Source organism: Sphingomonas ginsenosidivorax (assembly GCF_007995065.1).
Classification (GTDB): Bacteria; Pseudomonadota; Alphaproteobacteria; order Sphingomonadales; family Sphingomonadaceae; genus Sphingomonas; species Sphingomonas ginsenosidivorax.
Genome location: NZ_VOQR01000001.1, coordinates 3,352,501 through 3,371,306, shown reverse-complemented (window position 1 = coordinate 3,371,306; position 18,806 = coordinate 3,352,501). Strand labels below are relative to the sequence as shown.

Annotated in this window: 18 protein-coding genes and 1 pseudogene (1 of these 19 running past the window's edge); 15 read left to right on the top strand and 4 right to left on the bottom strand. The window is 70.5% G+C overall.

The window, feature by feature from the left end:
• Positions 1-10 precede the first annotated feature (10 nt).
• From FSB78_RS15340 to FSB78_RS15270, 14 genes and pseudogenes are all read left to right on the top strand, one after another.
• The gene (locus FSB78_RS15340; RefSeq protein WP_242008435.1) at positions 11-1,018 is read left to right on the top strand and encodes a phage major capsid protein; all 1,008 of its coding nucleotides are present in this window, start codon (positions 11-13) and stop codon (positions 1,016-1,018) included.
• A 148-nt stretch (positions 1,019-1,166) separates the two neighbouring features.
• Positions 1,167-1,475: a head-tail connector protein gene (locus FSB78_RS15335; RefSeq protein WP_147083437.1), complete on the top strand. Its 309-nt coding sequence runs from the start codon at positions 1,167-1,169 to the stop codon at positions 1,473-1,475.
• On the top strand, positions 1,472-1,858 hold the full coding sequence (gene gp17, locus FSB78_RS15330; protein ID WP_147083436.1) for a tail completion protein gp17: 387 nt from the start codon (positions 1,472-1,474) through the stop codon (positions 1,856-1,858). The genes FSB78_RS15335 and gp17 overlap by 4 nt, the downstream gene beginning before the upstream one ends.
• A gap of 156 nt (positions 1,859-2,014) precedes the next feature.
• Complete coding sequence (locus tag FSB78_RS15325; RefSeq protein WP_147083435.1) at positions 2,015-2,422, top strand: phage tail tube protein; 408 nt, start codon at positions 2,015-2,017, stop codon at positions 2,420-2,422.
• Complete coding sequence (locus tag FSB78_RS15320; protein WP_147083434.1) at positions 2,419-2,733, top strand: gene transfer agent family protein; 315 nt, start codon at positions 2,419-2,421, stop codon at positions 2,731-2,733. Before FSB78_RS15325 ends, FSB78_RS15320 begins: the two co-directional genes overlap by 4 nt.
• Before the next feature lie 10 nt (positions 2,734-2,743).
• Positions 2,744-2,938, top strand: a complete 195-nt coding sequence (locus tag FSB78_RS15315; protein ID WP_147083433.1) for a phage tail assembly chaperone — start codon at positions 2,744-2,746, stop codon at positions 2,936-2,938.
• The gene (locus tag FSB78_RS15310) at positions 2,931-3,455 is read left to right on the top strand and encodes a tail tape measure protein (protein ID WP_147083432.1); all 525 of its coding nucleotides are present in this window, start codon (positions 2,931-2,933) and stop codon (positions 3,453-3,455) included. The genes FSB78_RS15315 and FSB78_RS15310 overlap by 8 nt, the downstream gene beginning before the upstream one ends.
• A 433-nt stretch (positions 3,456-3,888) precedes the next feature.
• Positions 3,889-6,174 carry a DUF2460 domain-containing protein gene (locus FSB78_RS15305; RefSeq protein WP_147083431.1) on the top strand — a complete coding sequence of 762 codons (2,286 nt, stop codon included), beginning with the start codon at positions 3,889-3,891 and terminating at the stop codon, positions 6,172-6,174.
• Between the two features lie 444 nt (positions 6,175-6,618).
• Positions 6,619-6,900 (top strand): annotated as a pseudogene (locus FSB78_RS15300) (baseplate hub domain-containing protein); the annotation flags it as partial.
• Positions 6,901-6,928: 28 nt separating this feature from the next.
• Positions 6,929-7,735: a DUF2163 domain-containing protein gene (locus FSB78_RS15295; protein WP_147083429.1), complete on the top strand. Its 807-nt coding sequence runs from the start codon at positions 6,929-6,931 to the stop codon at positions 7,733-7,735.
• 384 nt (positions 7,736-8,119) lie between these two features.
• A complete protein-coding gene (locus FSB78_RS15285) occupies positions 8,120-10,234 on the top strand; it encodes a phage tail protein (protein ID WP_147083428.1) in 2,115 nt (704 codons plus the stop codon).
• Complete coding sequence (locus FSB78_RS15280) at positions 10,231-10,731, top strand: DUF2793 domain-containing protein (RefSeq protein ID WP_147083427.1); 501 nt, start codon at positions 10,231-10,233, stop codon at positions 10,729-10,731. Before FSB78_RS15285 ends, FSB78_RS15280 begins: the two co-directional genes overlap by 4 nt.
• Positions 10,732-10,994: 263 nt before the next feature.
• On the top strand, positions 10,995-12,113 hold the full coding sequence (locus FSB78_RS15275) for an OmpA family protein (RefSeq protein ID WP_147083426.1): 1,119 nt from the start codon (positions 10,995-10,997) through the stop codon (positions 12,111-12,113).
• Positions 12,114-12,657: 544 nt separating this feature from the next.
• Positions 12,658-13,977 carry a UDP-glucose dehydrogenase family protein gene (locus tag FSB78_RS15270; protein ID WP_147083425.1) on the top strand — a complete coding sequence of 440 codons (1,320 nt, stop codon included), beginning with the start codon at positions 12,658-12,660 and terminating at the stop codon, positions 13,975-13,977.
• 107 nt (positions 13,978-14,084) lie between these two features.
• Here the strand turns inward: FSB78_RS15270 and ygfZ are convergent, their stop codons facing one another.
• Positions 14,085-14,807 carry a CAF17-like 4Fe-4S cluster assembly/insertion protein YgfZ gene (gene ygfZ / locus FSB78_RS15265; RefSeq protein ID WP_147083424.1) on the bottom strand — a complete coding sequence of 241 codons (723 nt, stop codon included), beginning with the start codon at positions 14,805-14,807 and terminating at the stop codon, positions 14,085-14,087.
• Between the two features lie 80 nt (positions 14,808-14,887).
• Here ygfZ and pyrC point away from each other — a divergent pair, with 80 nt between their 5' ends.
• The gene (gene pyrC / locus FSB78_RS15260) at positions 14,888-15,922 is read left to right on the top strand and encodes a dihydroorotase (RefSeq protein ID WP_147083423.1); all 1,035 of its coding nucleotides are present in this window, start codon (positions 14,888-14,890) and stop codon (positions 15,920-15,922) included.
• A 133-nt stretch (positions 15,923-16,055) separates the two neighbouring features.
• Here the strand turns inward: pyrC and FSB78_RS15255 are convergent, their stop codons facing one another.
• The 3 genes from FSB78_RS15255 to FSB78_RS15245 form a co-directional block, all read right to left on the bottom strand.
• Complete coding sequence (locus FSB78_RS15255; protein WP_147083422.1) at positions 16,056-16,391, bottom strand: hypothetical protein; 336 nt, start codon at positions 16,389-16,391, stop codon at positions 16,056-16,058.
• Positions 16,392-16,609: 218 nt separating this feature from the next.
• Positions 16,610-17,371 (bottom strand): DUF1134 domain-containing protein, encoded by a 762-nt coding sequence (locus tag FSB78_RS15250; protein WP_147083421.1) that lies wholly within the window; start codon positions 17,369-17,371, stop codon positions 16,610-16,612.
• 136 nt (positions 17,372-17,507) lie between these two features.
• Positions 17,508-18,806: the 3' portion of a lipopolysaccharide biosynthesis protein gene (locus tag FSB78_RS15245; RefSeq protein ID WP_147083420.1), read on the bottom strand. It continues 198 nt past the right edge of the window; only the last 1,299 of its 1,497 coding nucleotides appear in the window; its start codon lies beyond the right edge, outside the window; the stop codon is at positions 17,508-17,510.

Here is an 18,806-nt window from a genome sequence, read left to right as displayed (position 1 = left end):
CGACATGGAAATGATCGACAGGGACGTGATCGACAGGCCGGTACTGGAGGGGGCGGCGCCCTTGGGGAATGCGGCGTTCGAGGGGTTCGTGCGGAGCGGCGCGACGATCGAGATGAAGGCGTTCACGGGGGTGACCGGGGATGCGGGCGGGTTTGCGGTGCCCAAGGAGATCGATGCGACGATCGATGCGGTGCTGAAGGGCATCTCGCCGATCCGCGGGATCGCCAATGTCGTGAAGGTGGGCTCGGCGGGGTACCGGAAGCTGGTGACCACGGGGGGCACGCCGTCGGGCTGGGCGGCGGAGACCGATGCGCGGCCGGGGACCGCGACGCCGGTGTTCACCGAGATCGCGCCGCCGATGGGCGAGCTCTATGCGAACCCCAGCGCGAGCCAGGCGATGCTCGACGATGCGGCGTTCGACGTCGAGGAGTGGCTGGCCAGCGAGATCGCGATGGAGTTCGCCAAGGCGGAGGGCGCGGCGTTCGTCGGCGGGTCGGGGGTCGGGCGCCCCAGGGGCTTCCTGACCCAGGCGACCGCGGCGACCGGCGATGCGGCGCGGCCGTTCGGGACGCTGCAATATCTGGCGAGCGGGGCGGCGGGGGATTTCGCCGCGAACCCGCAGGAGCGGCTGATCGATCTCGTCCAGAGCTTGCGCGGGCCGTATCGGCAGGGCGCGAGCTTCGTCATGAACGCGAGCACGCTGGCGCGGATCCGCAAGTTCAAGACGAGCGACGGCGCGTTCGTCTGGGCGCCGAGCCTCGCCGCGGGGCAGCCGGCGACGCTGCTCGGCTATCCGGTGGTCGAGGCGGAGGACATGCCCGACATCGGCGCGAATGCGCTGGCGATCGCGTTCGGGAATTTCCGGGCGGGGTATATCGTCGCCGAGCGGTCCGAGACCGCGATCTTGCGCGATCCGTATTCGAACAAGCCGTTCGTCAGTTTCTACGCGACCAAGCGCGTCGGCGGGTGCGTGACGAATTCGGAGGCGATCAAGCTGATGAAGTTCGCGGTGTCGTAACATCGATCCTCCCCCGCAAGGGGGAGGTGTCGCCGAAGGTGACGGAGGGGGAGGATACGGAACCGAGGTTGCGTGTCCGCCCCCTCCGTCAGGCTGCGCCTGCCACCTCCCCCTGGCGGGGGAGGATCGAGATTTTAGGAGACGTCACATGAGCGGAGCGATTCCGCCGGGCGTGATCGCGGATGCGGTCGCGGCGGCGATGCTGTGGTTGCGGCTGGAGAGCGACGAGGGGGTGCTGGCGGGGCTGGCGGAGACCGCGATCCTGACCGCGGAGGCGTTTCTGGGGACCATCATCGTGCCGCGCGACGAGAGTGCGGGGTGGGATGCGGTGCCCGCGCCGATTGCCTTGGGGGTGGCGATGCTGGTCGCGCATCTGTTCGAGGCGCGCGGCGGCGATGCGGCGCCGCCTGAGGGGGTGGCGGCGTTGTGGCGGCCCTATCGGCAGGTGCGGCTGTGAGCGCGCGCAGCGCGCTGCAGGCGGCGATCGTGGCGCGGCTGGGGACGGTCGCGGGCCTGCGCGTGTTCGACGCGCCGCCGCTGCGCGGGGGGGTGCCCTACGCGGTGGTCGAGGAGCCGGTGCTGCAACAGGCGGACGCAGTGGGGATCGCCGGGCGGACCGGCACGGTGAGCGTCGTCGCGCACGATGCGGGCGAGCGGCCGGTGCGGCTGCGGGCCCTGGTGGCGGGCGTCGACGCGGCGCTGGAGACGATGGCGGGCGATGTCGGCGAGGGGTGGCGGCTGGTCGGCGTGCGGCTGGCGCGCAGCCGGCTCGCGCGCGTCGGCGACGATCGCTGGCGGGGTGTGAGCGAGTTTGCGGTGCGACTGTATCGGGAGAGCTGAGCGCCACCCCCTCGTCATCCCAGCGAAGGCTGGGATCTCGTGAGGCGAACGTGGCGCGCGAGCCGCGGGAGACCCCAGCCTTCGCTGGGGTGACGGATTTGGGGATGGGGTGACGGAATCTTTCGCGTGACGGGTTCTGGACAGGGGAGAGCTGAGATGGCGGTGGAGAAGGGGAGTGCGTTCCTACTCAAGGTCGGGAACGGGGCGGCGCCGGTGGCCTATGCGACCGTCGCGGGGCTGCGGACGACGCAGCTGATCGTCAACGGCGAGACGGTGGTGGTGACGACCAAGGAGTCGGGCGGGTGGCGCGAGCTGCTGTCGGGCGCGGGCGTGCGGCATGTCAGCGTGGCGGGGGCGGGCGTGTTCACCGGGTCGGCGGCGGAGACGCGGATCCGGGCGAACGCGCTCACCGGGGTGATCGACGATTACCGGCTGAGCTTCGAGAGCGGCGAGACGATGACGGGCAAGTTCCTGGTGTCGCGGCTCGATTATGCCGGGGATTTCAACGGCGAGCGCTCCTACACGCTGAGCCTCGAAAGCTCGGGCGCGGTGGTGGCGGCATGAGTGCGGTTCCCAATCCCGTGCGCGGCGAGGCGGGGGTGCGCGTCGCGGGCGAGACGCTGGTGTTGCGGCCGAGCTTTGCGGCGCTGGTCGCGGCGGAAGAGGCGCTGGGGCCGCTGTTCGCGCTGGTCGAGCGCGCGGCGGACGGGACGCTGGGGGTCGGCGAGATCGTCACGCTGTTCTGGCATTGCCTGCGCGATCCGCCCGAGGGGCTGACGCGCGAGCAGCTGGGCGACGCGGTGATCGAGGCGGGGCTGGCGGCGGCGACGCCGGTGCTGCGCGTGCTGCTGCGGCAGATCCTGCAGGGTCGATGAGGCGGGGGCGATGACGACGTTCGCGCAAGGAGCGGTGCGGCTGGCGGGGTTTGCGGGGGCGGTGCTGGGGTGGAGCCCCGACATCTTCTGGCGGGCGACGCCGGCCGAGCTGGCGGCGGTGGTGGGGGCGATGGTCGGCGAGACCGTGGCGCCGCCCGATGCGGATGTGCTCGCGCGGTTGAAGGAGGCGTTTCCGGATGGATGAGGACAGTCTGATCGGCGTGCGCGCCGATACCGCGGGGTTCGCGCGCGACGTGGCGGCGATGCGCGGCGAGCTGGAGGGCGTGCTGGGCGCGGGTGCCGAGCGCGCGGCGGCGCGGATCGAGACCGCGCTGCTGCGCGCGGTGCGGAGCGGCAAGATCGGGTTCGAGGAGCTGAAGGCGGTGGCGCTGGCGGCAATGGACGCGATCGCGCGGCGGGCGGTCGATGCGGGGATGCAGTCGGTGCTCGGCGGGCGCGATGTGGGGGCGACGCTGGCGGGGGGACAGCCTGGGCGGGCGACCGGGGGGGCGGTGTCGCCGGGGCGTGCCTATCTGGTGGGGGAGCGGGGGGCGGAGCTGTTCGTGCCGACGTCTTCGGGGCGGGTGGAGCCTTCCGGGTCGGGCGCGCGGGACGTGCGGGTGACGATCACGGTGAACGCGAGCGGGGATGCGGCGCCGGCGATGCTGGCGCAGTCGAGCCGGCAGGTGGCTCGGGCGGTGCGGGCGGCGTTGGCGGAATAGGGGGGCGGGCGAAGAAGGTGTTCGCGCAGAGGCGCAGAGGACGCAGAGGTGATTCGTTCGCGATAGCGGACCGCATGATCTCTGATCAGAGAAGGCAGAGGTACGTCGCGGATACCGACCTCTGCGTCCTCTGCGCCTCTGCGCGAATTTTCCTTCCGGTCGAGAAGAAGGTGGTTCACGCGGAGGCGCGGAGACGCGGAGGTGTTTTGTTCGGGGGGACGGAGTGGCCGCCGGTTTCGTCATCCCAGCGAAGGCTGGGATCTTTCGCGGCTGGCGTGGCGCAGGTTCGGCGGGAGACCCCAGCCTTCGCTGGGGTGACGGAGTTGAGAGGGGTGCTTCCGCTCCTTTCTGCCCTTTCTCTCCGCGTCTCCGCGCCTCCGCGTGAACCCGATTTCTTCTGTTCGTACGCGTGGCCGGTGGCGGGAGATGGGCAATGGCGCATTGGGTGTGTTCGGCGCGGACGGTGCAGGGGGTGGGGACGCTGACGCGGTTCGATCCGCGGTTCTGGACGGTCGATTTCCCGCGGCCGATGATGGCGGCGGTGACGACGACCGGGCCTGACTCGCTGCGCGTCGATGCGGTGTTCTACAAGGCGGACGACCTGGCGGGGCTGATCTGGGAAGCGGAGGATCGGTTCGATCATCCGTTGCTCCGCTACGAGACGGTGCGCGACTTCCGCGATTGCCGGCTGTCGTTCCGATGGCGGTCGGGCGGCGTGATGGCGCTGGATGCGATCAACGGGCCGACGCTGACGATCGAGGGGCGGGACGCCGGGGGGACGGCGCGGGCGTGGTATGTGCGGTTGTGGAACCATGCGGTCGGGAGCCCCGAGGATGCGGCCGTCTCGATCGACTTCGCCGATCTGGTCGGCGGGTTCGACCTGCCGACCGACAGCGATCCGGTATGGGCGGGGGATATCGACCGGATGTTCGTGTCGCTGGTGTCGCCCGACTATTCGGGGGCGGATGCGGCATTGCCGGCGCCTTGCGAGGGGTGGGTGGAGCTGACCGGGATGGTCTGCGAGGGACCGGGGTCGGTGATCGCGATCGGTGACGCGGTGGTGCCCGAGCACGGCATCGGGATCGCAGGCGGCTATGACGACAGCTACAACCTGACGCCGGCGCGGTTGCTGCGCAATGCGCTGCACCTGGGGTATCGCGGCGACATCGTGCACTATGTGGGGATGAGCCATTATTTCCGGCTCGAGGCGCTGTCCGGTGGCTATTATGTGAGCCTGGCGGGGGGCGTGCTGAACGTCGCGTGTGCGGCGTGGCACCGGGATTTTGCGGAACGGGCCAAGGCGCTCGGGTTCGGGGTGATCTGGTCGCTCAGCTACGAGCTGTTCGATGCGCATTGCTGGAACGACTGGAAGCAGCGGGCTGCCGATGGGACGCCGGCGCTGACGGGGTGGGCGCCGCCGTCGACTTTGCTGTCGCCGGCGCATTCGGGCGCGATCGGGTATCTGCAAGCGGTGGCGCGGGCGGTCATGGGGATCGCGGTCGCTGCCGGACTCGCGGCCAAGTTCCAGGTGGGCGAGCCGTGGTGGTGGGTGATGCCCGACGGGCGGCCGTGCCTGTATGATGCGAGCGCGGTGGCGGCGTTCGCGCCGGTCGCGCTGCCGACGATCCGGGGCGGCATGAGCGCGGCGCAGATTGTCACGCTGGACGCGGCGGGGGCGTGCCTGGCGGCGTCGACCGCGGCGCTGGCGGGGGCGGCAAAAGACACGGCGTCCGGATGCGTCACGCATCTTCTGACCTATCTGCCGACCGTCCTGGATGCAGCGGCGCCCGAGGCGAAGCGCGCGAACATGCCTGTGGGGTGGGCGTCGCCGGCGTTCGACGTGCTGCAGCTCGAAGATTACGACTGGGTGACCGCGGGGGACGCGGGGTCGACTGCGCGCGGTGTGGCGGCGGCCGAGGCGCGGCTGGGGTATCCGGTCGAGCGGCAGCACTATCTGTCGGGGTTCGTGTTGCGGCCCGATCAAGTGGCGCAGTGGAGTTTCATCGAGGCGGCGGCGGTGCGGGCGCGGGCGCGCGGGGTGGCGGCGGCGCTGCTGTGGGCGCTGCCGCAGGTGATGCGCGACGGGTTCGTGCATTTCGATACGCAAGGGGTCGATACCGAAATGGAGGACGAAATGGACGCGTTCGACGACGTGCTGTTCCCGCTGGCGCTGGGGCGCGAGGCGGCGGTGACGCCGGGATTCTCGACGGCGATCCTGACGAGCGCGGGCGGGGTCGAGACGCGCAGTGCGGCCTGGGCGGAGGCGCGGACGGCGTATGACGTCGGGCCGGGGTTGCGCAGTGCGGACGATATCGCGGCGCTGCTAGCGTTCTTCCGCGCGCGGATGGGGCCGGCGCGGGCGTTCCGGTTGCGCGATCCGTTCGACAGTTCGGGGGTGGGCGAGCTGGTTGGGGTGGGGGACGGCGTGCTGCGGCGGTTCGCGCTGGTGAAGCATTACGGCGCGAGCGTGCGGCGGATCACGCGGCCGGTGTCGGGGAGCGTATCCGTGGCGGTCGACGGGGGTGCCGTCGGGTTCTCGGTCGAGGTTGGCGGCTGGGTGGTGCTGGATGCGGCGCCGGGGGTGGGGGCGGTGGTGACGGCGGGGTTCGGCTTCGACGTGCCGGTGCGGTTCGCGGAGGATCGGTTGCGGGTGAACCTGGCGACGTTCCTGACGGGGGAGGCGGCGTCGGTGCCTCTGGTCGAGGTTCGGGAGGGGTAGGTTCGTTCGTTTGCGGAGAAGCGGAAGAAGGTTGGTTCACGCGGAGGCGCGGAGGCGCGGAGACGCGGAGGGGGATGCCGACAGGCATCTTCCAAATCCAGTGTCGCTGAAAGTCTTTATGAGAAAGTGTAGCTGCCGCGAGCGCCCTTCCTCCGCGTCTCCGCGCCTCCGCGTGAACCCCACTTCTTCGGCGTGGCAGGCAGTTTGATCACGCTAAGCCGCAAAGACGCGAAGGTGTTGCGGTCGGGGGTGCGTGGTGCGCCCGCCATTTTCGTCATCCCAGCGAAGGCTGGGGTCTTTCGCGGCTGGCGTGGCGCAGGTTCGGCGGGAGACCCCAGCCTTCGCTGGGGTGACGGATTTGGGAAGGGGGCTGCTTGTTCCTCTCTCCTTCCCTTCCTTGTCTTCGCGTCTTTGCGTGAAAACCCCTTCTTCTCGGAGGTTTCCATGACCTGGCTGAGCGCAGAACTGACGACGATCGCGTTGTGCTGGCGGATCGAGCGGCGGGATGGGGTGGCGATCGGGTTGACCGCGCATGACCGGGACCTGGTCGTCGACGGGCTGGTGCACCGCGCGGCGCCGGGGATGACGCCGTCGGCGATCCAGCGGTCCGGCGGGCTGGAGGTGGATACGATGGATGTTGCGGGCGCGTTGACGAGCGGCGCGATCGGCGAGGCGGATTTGCTCGCGGGGCTCCGCAACTCTTCTTCGCGTCTTCGTGGCTTTGCGTGAAAACCATTTCTTCTTGGAGGTTCCCATGACTTGGCTGAGCGCAGAACTGACGACGATCGCGCTGTGCTGGCGGATCGAGCGGCGGGATGGGGTGGCGATCGGGTTGACCGCGCATGACCGGGACCTGGTCGTCGACGGGCTGGTGCACCGCGCGGCGCCGGGGATGACGCCGTCGGCGATCCAGCGGTCCGGCGGGCTTGAGGCGGATACGATGGATGTCGCAGGCGCGCTGACGAGTGGCGCGATCGGGGAGGCGGATCTGCTCGCGGGGCGCTGGGACGGCGCGCGGGTGGCGGTGTTTGCGGTGGACTGGACCGATGTCGGCAACCGGGTCGATTTGGGCGAGGGGACGATCGGGGCGGTCGAGCTGACCGAGGCCGGGTTCACCGCCGAACTGCAGGGGGCGAGCGCGGCGCTGGACCGCGCGGTGGTCGAGGAGACCTCGCCCGAGTGTCGCGCGTCGCTGGGCGACCGGCGGTGCAGGGTGGCGATGGCGGGGCGGCGGCGGTTCGTGCGGGTGCTGGCGTGCGATGGGCGGGCGGTAACGGTGGATGCGGTCGAGCCGGTCGCGGATGCCTATGGCGGGGGACTGTTGCGTTGGTTCGGGGGCGCGAATGGCGGGCTGGAGAGCGGCATCGCGCGGTCCGACGGCGCGGTGGTGACGCTGCGCGCGGCGCCGGGGTTCGTGGTCGCGGCGGGGGTGCTCGCCGAGCTGGTCGAGGGGTGCGACAAGAGCCTCGCGACGTGCGGCGCGCGGTTCGGGAACGCGGTGAATTTTCGCGGCGAGCCGTATCTGCCGGGGATCGACCTGCTCACGCGCTATCCGGGATGAGCGCGGTTGCAGACGCCGCACTGGCGGCGGTGGGGGCGCGGTTCCGGTTGCATGGGCGCGATCCGGTGCACGGGCTCGATTGCATTGGGGTGGTCGCGGTGGCGCTGCGTGGCGGCGGATATTCGGGTGAGGTTCCCAGCGGTTATGCGCTGCGCGGTGGCGATCCGGGGCGGGTCGCGGCGGCGCTGGATGCGGGTTTGGCGCGAAGTGACGGCATGGCGGCGGGGGACGTGCTGCTGATGCGGACGGGGCCGGGGCAGCTGCATCTGGGCGTGCGGACCGCGCGTGGGTTTGTTCATGCGGATGCGGGGTTGCGGCGCGTGGTGGAGCGGACGGGCGCGGCCTGGCCGCTGGTGGGTGCGTGGCGATTACGGGGGACAGACGATGGCGACGTTGGTGCTGACGGTGGTCGGGACGGCGGTGGGGGGCCCCATTGGCGGGGCGATCGGGGCGCTGGTCGGGCAGGCGATCGACCATGCGGTGTTCCGGCCGAAGCGACGGCAGGGGCCGCGGCTGGTCGAGCTGGCGGTGCAGACCTCGTCCTATGGTAGCCAGATCCCGCTGCTGTTCGGGACGATGCGCGTCGCGGGGACAGTGATCTGGGCGACCGACCTGATCGAGAGCCGCGGGACCGCGCATGGCGGCAAGGGGCAGCCGAACACCACGGTGTACAGCTATGCCGCGTCGTTCGCGGTGTTGCTGTCGGCGCGGGCGATCCAGGGGGTCGGGCGGATCTGGGCGGAGGGGACGCTGCTGCGCGGCGCTGCGGGGGACTTCAAGACCGCGACCGGGTTCCGGCTGCACCCGGGGGGTGAGGACCAGGCGGTCGATCCGCTGATCGGGTCGGCGGAGGGGCTGGCGCCGGCGCATCGCGGGTGCGCGTACGCGGTGTTCGAGGGGATGCAGCTGGGTGACTACAGCAACCGGATTCCGTCGCTGACCTTCGAGGTGATCGCGGATCCGGCGGCGGTGTCGGTGGGGCACGTCGCGCGGGTGCTGGCGGGCGAGGTCGGCGGCGATGCGGGGATGATGCTGGACGGGTTCGCGGCGTCGGGCGGCAGCGTGCGCGCGGTGCTGGAGACGCTGGGGCAGGCGAGCGGGGCGTGGTTCGCGCCCGCCGGTGCGGGTCTGGCGATGCGCGATTCTCCCGGTGCGGTGGCGACCGTCGTCGATGCCGGGTTCGGGGGACGCGAGCGGCGGACACGGAGCGTGGCGGCGATCGACACGGTGCCGCGGAGCGTGAGCGTCGGGCATTACGATCCGGCGCGCGAGTATCAGGCGGGGCTGCAGCGCGCGACGCGCCCCGGTCCGGGATCGCGCGACGAGCGGGTCGAGGTGCCCGCGGTGCTGGACGCGGGGGCGGCGAAGACCGTGGCCGAGGCGATGCTCGCGCGCGCCGAGGCGGGGCGGGTGCGGCGGAGCGTGACGTGCGGGTTCGACGGGCTGGCGATCGCGCCGGGGCGCTGCGTCGCGATCGCCGGCGAGGCGGGGACCTGGCGGGTCGCCGAGGTGATGGTCGAAGCGATGGTGGTGCGGCTGGCGCTGGTGCCGCTGGAGACCGCGCCGATCGCGGCGCGCGCGACGAGCGGGCGGGTCGCGGCGGCGGCGGACGCGGCGGTCGGGCGCACGATCCTGGTGGCTGTCGAGACGCCGGGGCTGGACGACGGGCCGCTGTCGGCGCCGCGGCTGACGATCGCCGCGGCGGGCACGGGCGCGGGGTGGCGGCGTGCGGCGTTGCTCTACAGCCTCGACGACGGCGCGAGCTGGACCGCGGGCGGGGCGACCGCGGCGCCTGCGGTGATCGGGGTGGTGGAGACGGTGGCGCCGCGCGCGCCGGCGACGCTGATCGACCGGGACGGTGCGATCCTGGTGGCGCTCGCCCATGACGGCATGGTGCTCGGCGATGCGGATGCGGCGGCGCTCGACCGCGGGGCGAACCTCGCGGTGGTCGGGGGCGAGCTGGTGCAGTTCGGGTCGGCGGAACCGCTGGGCGGCGCGCGGTGGCGGCTGACGCGGTTGCTGCGCGGGCGGCGGGGGACCGAGCGTGCGGCGGCGGTGGCAGGGGACCGGTTCGTGCTGCTGGAGAGCGAGACGGCAAGGACGATCGACCTGCCGGTGTCGGCGATCGGGCGGACGGTGCGCGTGATGGCGTCGGGGGTGGGGGACGACGAGCCGGTCGAGACCCGCTGCACGATCGGCGGTGTCTCGGTCCTGCCGCCGTCGCCGGTGCATCTGCGGGTCAAGGGGACACGGCTGCACTGGGTGCGGCGGAGCCGGGCGGGGTGGCGCTGGAGCGACGGGGTCGATGCGCCGCTGGGCGAGGAGAGCGAGCTGTACCGCGTGGCGATCGTCGGGGCCGGCGGGGAGCGCGTGGTCGAGACTGCCGTGCCCGCGCTGGAGCTGGCGCCGTCGGACCTCGCGGCGAGCGTGCGGCAGGTCGGTGTGTTCGGCGCCTCGAGCGCGGCGGAACTGGTTCTGGAAACGGGAGCGATGGCATGAGCGAGACGAGTGCGCGGCTGGGATTGCCGCTGCTGCAGCCGGGGCAGGCGCAAAAGGAGCTGACGCACAACGAGGCGCTGACGCTGCTCGACCTGGCAGTGCAGGCGGGGGTGGTCGCGGTCGGCGTCAACGTGCCGCCGGCGTCGCCCGTCGTGGGGCAGGCCTGGGTGGTGGGGAACGCGCCGACCGGGGTCTGGAGCGGCCATGCGCAGGCGCTCGCGGGTTGGACCGAGGGCGGGTGGCGCTTCGTCGCGGCGCGCGAGGGGATGGCGGTGTGGAGCATCGCCGGCGCCCGGGAAACCCGCTTCGTCGATGGCGCGTGGCGAGTCGGGATGCTGACCGGCAGCGGCGTGACGATCGACGGGATCCGCGTCGTCGGGCCGCAGCACGCCGCCATCGCCGGACCGATAAGCGGATCGGTCGTCGACGCCGAAGCGCGGGCGGTGATCGGTGCGATGCTGGCGGCGCTACGCGCGCATGGGTTGATCGCATCCTGAACCCGACCGACCGCAAACCGTTGTGATTCGGGCCTTTGATCTACGTTAGATGGTTTGTCGTGGCGTATCGGCGGCAGCGGCTGCTAGCCTTCACTGCCCCGCCGCGACCCCCTGCCGGACCAGCCGATCCGGCACCGCGCGCAACGCAGTTCGCGACTGTTGCACCGAAGCAACAGTTCCGGTGTTTGTTCGCTTGCGTGGAAACGAACCCGGAGATAGGGAGTTTGCGATGTCCGTGTGACACTCATGAAAGGGGATTTAGTATGCGGAAGCTTGCCGTCGTTCTGGCACTCGCCTCCACCGCACTCGCCACTCCCGCCCTCGCCCGCGACAAGTCGTGGTACGTTGGCGTCGAAGGCGGTGCGATGATCGTTGAAGACATCGATTACGACATCGGTGCACTGAAGAATGCTGGCACTGTCGATCATGACTATGGTTATGACGTCGATGGTGTGATGGGCTATGATTTCGGCGGGTTCCGCGTCGAAACCGAAGTCGGTTACCGCAAGGCGACCGTCGACGGCTACTCGTCGACCACGACGACCCCGGCGTTCACGACTGCCGGCGTTCGCGGCAACCGTCCTGCTGGCGATTACAACTACGCAGGCGGCCACACCTCGGCACTCAGCTTCATGCTGAACGGCCTGCTCGACTTCGGTCCGGATGATGGCATCCAGGGCTTCGTCGGCGGCGGTGTCGGCGTTGCCCGCGTCAAGGCCAACTACGGCCTGACCACCGGCGGCGACTTCATGAACGACTCGGACACCGTGTTCGCGTACCAGGGTCTCGCAGGCGTCCGCGCTCCGCTGACCGACCATGTCGACGCAACGCTGAAGTATCGCTTCTTCAACGCCGACAACGTCAAGCTGGTCGACGTGTCGAACCGTTCGTTCAACGGTCGCTATCGTTCGCACAGCATCCTGGGTGGCCTGACCTACAACTTCGGTTCGCCGACGCCGCCGCCGGAGCCCGTTGCTCCGCCGCCGCCGCCGCCCGAGCCCGTCGCTCCGCCGCCCCCGCCCGAGGTCGTTTGCTCGCCTGGTCCGTTCATCGTGTTCTTCGAATGGGACAAGTCGGACATCACGCCTGAGGCAGCGTCGATCCTCGACAACGCCGTCACGCAGTACCAGTCGTGCGGCAACGCACAGGTCATGCTGGCCGGTCACGCCGACAAGTCGGGTGCCGCTTCGTACAACGTCGGTCTGTCGCAGCGTCGCGCTGACGGCGTGAAGGCTTACCTGTCGTCGCACGCCATCCCTGACTCGGTCATCTCGACCGAAGCGTTCGGTGAGAGCCGTCCGCGCGTCGACACCGCAGACGGTGTCCGCGAAGTCCAGAACCGTCGCGTGGAAGTCACGTACGGTCCGGGTTCGGGCCAGTAAGCTTTCCAATCCTTCGGGATTTGAGCTGAACGGTGAAGAGGGAGGTCGGCGCAAGCCGGCCTCCCTTTTTCGTTGTGGGGTTTGGGCGGGCACGTCCTTCGATCCTCCCCTTGGCGGGGGCGGATGAGGCTGGATCCTCGGCGGACCGCGGCGCGCAAAGTCGCTGGCATCGTGCGTGGCGCGGTTGAGCAGCGGACGCTCTTGGGGAGGGCGTACCCTCGCCCCGGCGACTCCTATCGTCATCCATCGAACCTCTCCGTCGCCCCAGCGAAGGCTGGGGTCTTTCGCGGTAAGCGCGCGCGCCTGCGTCGGGAGATCCCAGCCTTCGCTGGGATGACGGGCGTGGTGGTTGGATGACAGGCGCGGGGATCGGATGACGGGCGCGTGGATCGGATGACGGGCGTGGGGATCAGATGACACGCGTAGCGATCGGGACACCGGGTATGGGATGGGCCGCTGCGTGCAAATCCGCTGGCATCGTGCGCGGCACGGTTTAGTAGCGGGGCCTGTTCAGGGGGCGTGGCCCTCGCCACGGGGTACCGCCATGCGCATCACGATGATCGGTTCGGGCTATGTCGGCCTGGTATCCGGCGCCTGCTTCGCCGATTTCGGGCACGACGTGATCTGCGTCGACAAGGACGAGACCAAGATCGCCGCGCTCGAGGCGGGGCGGATGCCGATCTTCGAGCCCGGGCTCGAACAGCTGGTCGCGGTCAACGTGGCGGCGGGGCGGCTGACCTTCACCACCGATCTGGCGAGCGCCGTGGCGGGGGCCGATGCGATCTTCATCGCGGTCGGCACGCCGTCGCGCCGCGGCGACGGGCATGCGGACCTCAGCTACGTGTTCGCGGCGACCGAGGAGATCGCCGCCGCGGTGACCGGACCGACCGTGGTCGTCACCAAGTCGACCGTGCCGGTCGGCACCGGTGACCGCGTCGAGGCGATCCTGCGCGAGCAGCGGCCGGACATGGCGATCGCAGTCGTCTCCAATCCGGAATTCCTGCGCGAGGGCGCCGCGATCGGCGACTTCAAGCGGCCCGACCGGATCGTCATCGGCACCGAGGACGAGACCGCGCAGGCGGTGATGCGCGGCGTGTACCGCCCGCTCTACCTCAACGAGAGCCCGATCCTGTTCGTCAGCCGGCGGACGTCCGAGCTGATCAAGTACGCAGCCAACGCGTTCCTCGCGACCAAGATCACCTTCATCAACGAGATCGCCGACCTGTGCGAGGCGGTCGGCGCCGACGTGCAGGACGTCAGCCGCGGGATCGGGCTCGACAACCGGATCGGCAAGAAGTTCCTGCATGCGGGGCCGGGCTATGGGGGCTCGTGCTTCCCCAAGGATACGCTCGCGCTGCTCAAGACCGCGGAGGATTACCAGTCGCCGGTGCACATCGTCGAGGCGGTGGTGAAGGTGAACGACAGCCGCAAGCGCGCGATGGGGCGCAAGGTCATCGCCGCGCTGACGGGCGAAGGCGGCAGCGTCGACGACGTGCGCGGGAAAACGGTCGCGTTGCTGGGGCTGACGTTCAAGCCCAACACCGACGACATGCGCGACGCGCCGAGTCTTGCGATCGCGACCGCGCTGGCGGATGCCGGGGTGACCGTCCGCGGGTTCGATCCCGAGGGGATGGAGGCGGCGAGGGCGATGATGCCGGATCTCACTTATTGCCGCGATGCGTACGAGGCGGCCGAGGGCGCCGACGCGGTGGTGATCGTCACCGAATGGGACGCGTTCCGCGCGCTCGACTTCGCGCGGCTGAAGACGGTGATGGCCGCGCCGGTGCTGGTCGACCTGCGCAACGTGTATAATCGCGGGCAGATCGAGGCGGCGGGGTTCGCCTATACGGCGGTCGGGCGGTAGTTTCCGCAAATGCTCCGTCATCCCGGGCTTGTCCCGGGATCCAGGGCCGCGGGCGGTGCACCTGTAACCCTGGATCCCGGGACGAGCCCGGGATGACGGCGTAGGGGTTAGTCCGCCACGGCCAGCGCTGCCGCCAGCCAGTCGGGGATCAGCGCATTGCCGAGCGTGTCGACGCGGCGGTGCTCGATCATCAGGCCGAGCTCCGGATAGGTCGCGCGGGTGCGGTCCGTCGGTTCGCCGAGCGGCGCGACGACCAGGCGGCGGTTGACCTTCGAGCGGTGGTGCATCCGCGCGGTGTTCTCCTGCCCGACATAGCACCCCTTGGTGTAGCTGACGCCGTTCAGCTCGCCGGCATTGCATTCCAGCCAGAGCGTCTCGCCATTGCCGAGCTCGCCGACGCCTTCGACGACGCCGAGCGAGAGGCGGTGTGCCATCCAGCCGGTCGCGGGCGCGGAGGCGGGGCCGATCCAGCGCCGGCCGAGCGCCGCCAGCCGCGGATCGGGCACGCCTTCGCTACCCGACAGCGACCAGTGCACCGCAAGATCGGTCACCGCGATGTCGATCGTCCGGCGCAGGCGGTACATGGCGAGGCGGCGGACCAGCGCGTCGGCCTGCGTCGCCTCGACATCGATCAGCACCGCATCGCCGTCCGCCCACAGGATGAAGTCGAACAGCGCCTTGCCTTGCGGCGACAGCAGCGCACCCCAGGCGGGCGCCCCCGGCGCGAGCGCGGCGGTGTCGGCGGTGACGAGCCCCTGCAGGAAGCCCCGCGGGTCTTCGCCCGAGACGCGCAGGACGCGGCGATCGGGGAGCGTTGTGGTGTCGTCCATGACTGTCACCTAGTGCACCGCAGGCGATTTCCAAGCGTCGTGCGGCTGGCGCCCGGCGACCCGCGCCGATAACAGGGCGCATGACCCAGAGCCTGACGATCCGCCGCCCCGACGACTGGCATGTCCATTTCCGCGACGGCGCGATGCTCGACGCCGTCGCCCGGCATACCGCGCGGCAGTTCGCGCGCGCGATCATCATGCCCAACCTCACCCCGCCGGTGACGAGCATCGACGCGGCGCGGGCGTATCGCGACCGGATTCTGGCGGCGGTCGGCGATGCCGCGTTCACCCCGCTGATGACGTGCTACCTGACCGACGGGATCGACCCGGCCGAGATCGAGCGCGGCTATGCCGAGGGCGTGTTCGCCGCATGCAAGCTCTACCCCGCGCATGCGACGACCAATTCGGCGCACGGCGTCACCGACATCCGCGCGCTGACGGGCGTGCTGGAGACGCTGCAGCGGATCGGGATGCCGTTGCTGATCCACGGCGAGGTGACCGACAAGGCGATCGACATCTTCGACCGCGAGGCGGTGTTCGTCGAACGGACGCTCGGCCCCCTGACGCGCGATTACCCCGCGCTGAAGATCGTGCTCGAGCACATCACCACCGCGGAGGCCGCGGCGTTCGTGCTGGAGGCGGACCATCCGATCGCCGCGACGATCACGCCGCAGCATCTGATGATCAACCGCAACGCGCTGTTCGACGGCGGGCTCAGGCCGCACGCCTATTGCCTGCCGGTGCTGAAGCGCGAGACGCATCGGCTCGCGGTGCGCGCCGCGGCGGTGTCGGGCAGCCCGCGGATCTTCCTCGGTACCGACAGCGCGCCGCATGTCGTGGGCGCGAAGGAATCGGGCTGCGGCTGCGCGGGGATCTTCAACGCGCCGTTCGCGCTCGAGGCATATCTGAGCGTGTTCGACGCGGAGGGCGCGTTGCCGCATTTCGAGGGGTTCGCCTCGGAACACGGCGCGCGCTTCTACGGGCTGCCGCTCAACGAGGGGACGGTGACGTTGGTGCGCGACGCGGTCGTGGTGCCCGACCGGATCGGCAAGGGCGACACGTCGGTCGTGCCGTTCCTCGCGGGGACGACGCTCGGGTGGCGGTTCGCGGGTTAATCCTCCCCCGCCAGGGGGAGGTGGCGCCGAAGGCGACGGAGGGGGCGGACACGGAACCGACGTTCCTTTTCCCGCCCCCTCCGTCAGGCTGACGCCTGCCACCTCCCCCTGGCGGGGGAGGAGTGTCGAGCGCTCAGGCGCGGAGGCGTTCAAGCCAGGCCTTCGCCTGCTTGCCCTCGCCGACCGCACTCGCTGTGACGGGCCCGCGTGCCGCGAAGAAGTCGCGGTGGAGTACGAACGGCTCCATCATCAGCCGCTCGCGCATCGAATCGATCGAGTCGCCGAGTTCGTTCAGCGCGTCGATCGTCGGCTGGATCGCGGCGCGGACGCGGCGGTCGGTGCCGTGGTCGAACAGCCCGAGCGATCCGCGCGCGGTCTTCTCCAGCGCGGCGATCAGCGTTTCGCGGTATTCGGCTTCGAGGTCCGCGCGCTGGACGTCGAGGCGGGCGAGGCGGTCGGGTTTTGCCATGGGGGCAGGGTAGGGGATTGCAGGGGTGGGCGCTACCGGGGGCTTCGTGCGCCGTTCTCCCGCGAAAGCGGGAGCCCAGGGTTGCGGGGGGTGAGGGGTGTTGGCGCGGGGGCGGCGCCGCGGCACGGGCAAAGCCCGTGTCGTCGGACGGGCTGAAGCCCGCCGGCCGGGCTTGCGCGAGTCAGGCGGACGTCGCCGCCTGCCGCGCTACGCCGCGCCTAGAAAGGCAGCCACCGCGATTTATGCGTGATGTTCATATACCCGACGTTCACCCCCGCGCGCCAACCCACGCCAAGCCGGATCGGGATCAGCACCACGTTCCCCCGCCGCAGATAGGTCGCGGCGAATCCGCCGACGAGGTAGAGCCGCCCCTCGACCGCGGGGAAGCGCTTGTACAGTTCCTCGGTGTCGTAGAGGTTGTAGACCAGCACGAAGACCTTGTTCGCATCGCCGCCGACGTCGAACCCGACCGACGGCCCGGTCCAGTAGACCGGCTGCTGCCCCTCGATCTTGTGGCTCATGATCCCCGAGCCGTAGCGTACGCCGAGGACAAACGCGCCCGATGCCTCGCGCCCGGCGATATAGGCGTTGGGCTGGCCCTGGTCCTTGAGGATGTTCTCGAGGATCCCGCCGAGCCCCGCCGCACCCTTGCCGAACACGCCTTCGCCCGCGGCGAGCAGGTCGTCGCGCTGATAGGTGTCGGCCGCCTGCGTCGTCGCTTCCGCGCGCGCCTCCTGCGATGCGCGATCGACGGGGTCGGGGGCGGGCGCCGGCGCGGCCTGTGCCTGGGGCTGCTCGGCCGGATAGCGCTGCGGCGGCGGCGGGTCGCGGCGCGGCGTGACCTGCGGCCGCGGCGCCGGCGAGAGGTCGGCGTCGATCGCCTGGTTGGGATCGATCGTGCGGACCTGCGCAAACGCAGTCCCCGTCGCGGGTCCCGCAATGGTCGCCAGGGCGGCGAGGCCCAGCCAGAAATGACGCATAACCTGTTCCCCAAACCCGAGCGGCCACTAAACCAACCTCCGGGTTACGGTGCAATGAACGAGTCGCGCGTCGCCGTCCAATTCGTGCCGAACCGTGCACGCGAGCCGTCGATCGCGATTCGGCGGGGCCGCCCCGCTAGTCGGTCACCGGCCGCTTGCGCACGATCGCGATCAGCTCGCGGACCGCCCCGCGCGAGAAGACCAGCATCCAGCCACCGTACACGACCGCCCCGATCGCGACGAGCAGGCCGAGGCGCAGCGCGACCGGAATCCCGGGGAGAATCGCGGGCAGCGCATCGTCGACCAGCGCGACGATCAGCGCCATCGCGATCCCCGCGAGTGTTGGCGAGGCGACCGCATCGGCGACGTCGCGCAGCCGCGCGCCGATCACCGGCAGCGATCGCCACGCGCTGATCGCGAGATACAGCGGATAGGCCGCGATCCACGCCAGCCCCATCCCCGTCGGCCCCCAGTGCACGCCGACCAGGAACGCGACGCCCAGGATCGCCGCACCGGTCGCGCCGTTGCGCACTCCGATCCCCGGTCGCCCGCGCGCGTCGCACGCCGGGGTGAACAGCACCTGCAGCGTCATGAACGGCATCGCGAGGGCAAGCAGATGGACGACGGGGGCGGTCTCGCGCCATTTCTCGCCGAGCACGGTCAGCACCAGAGGCTCTGCCGTCGCGGCGAGCCCCATATAGAAGGGCATCGCCACCACCATGACGATCCGCACCGCACGGACGAACGCGCGCGCGATCGCGTCGGCGTCGTGCTGCATCCGCGCATAGGCGGAGAACGCGACCTCGTTGAGCGGCGGCACGAACTTCGCGACGAAGATCTGCGTCAGGAACAGGCTGGTCGTGTAGATGCCGAGCATGTGCGGCGAAAAGCTGCGCCCGGCGATGAACACGTCGACCTGGCTCTGCAGGAACCAGAACAACTGCCCGGCGGCCATGATCCCGCCATAGCGGGCAAGTCCCCCGGCGCCGCGAAAGTCGAAGCTCGGCCAGACCAGCGAGCGCGCGCTCGCCGTCATCATCGCGCCGCGCACCGTGAACAGCACGATCGGCGCGAGCACGAGCGTCCACACCCCCAGCCCGTAGAGCGCGCCGCCCAGCGCCGCGCTGGCGCTCGCGATCGACGCGACGATATTGGCCTTGGCCTGATGGCGGAAATCCATCGCGCGCGACAGCAGTGCATAAGGGAGCGCGATGAACGGCGTGGTCAGATAGAGCAACGCCTGCACGCGCAGCATGTCGCCGACGATGGGCTGGCGGTAATAGGCGGAGGCGAGCGGCGCGAGCACCGCGAGCTGGACGACCGCGAGCCCGACATTGAGCAGGATCAGCATCCCGAACAGCTGGCGCACCTCGGTATGACTGATCGTCTTCTGCTGGATCAGCCCGCTCGCCAGCCCATAGCCGTTGAGCATCGC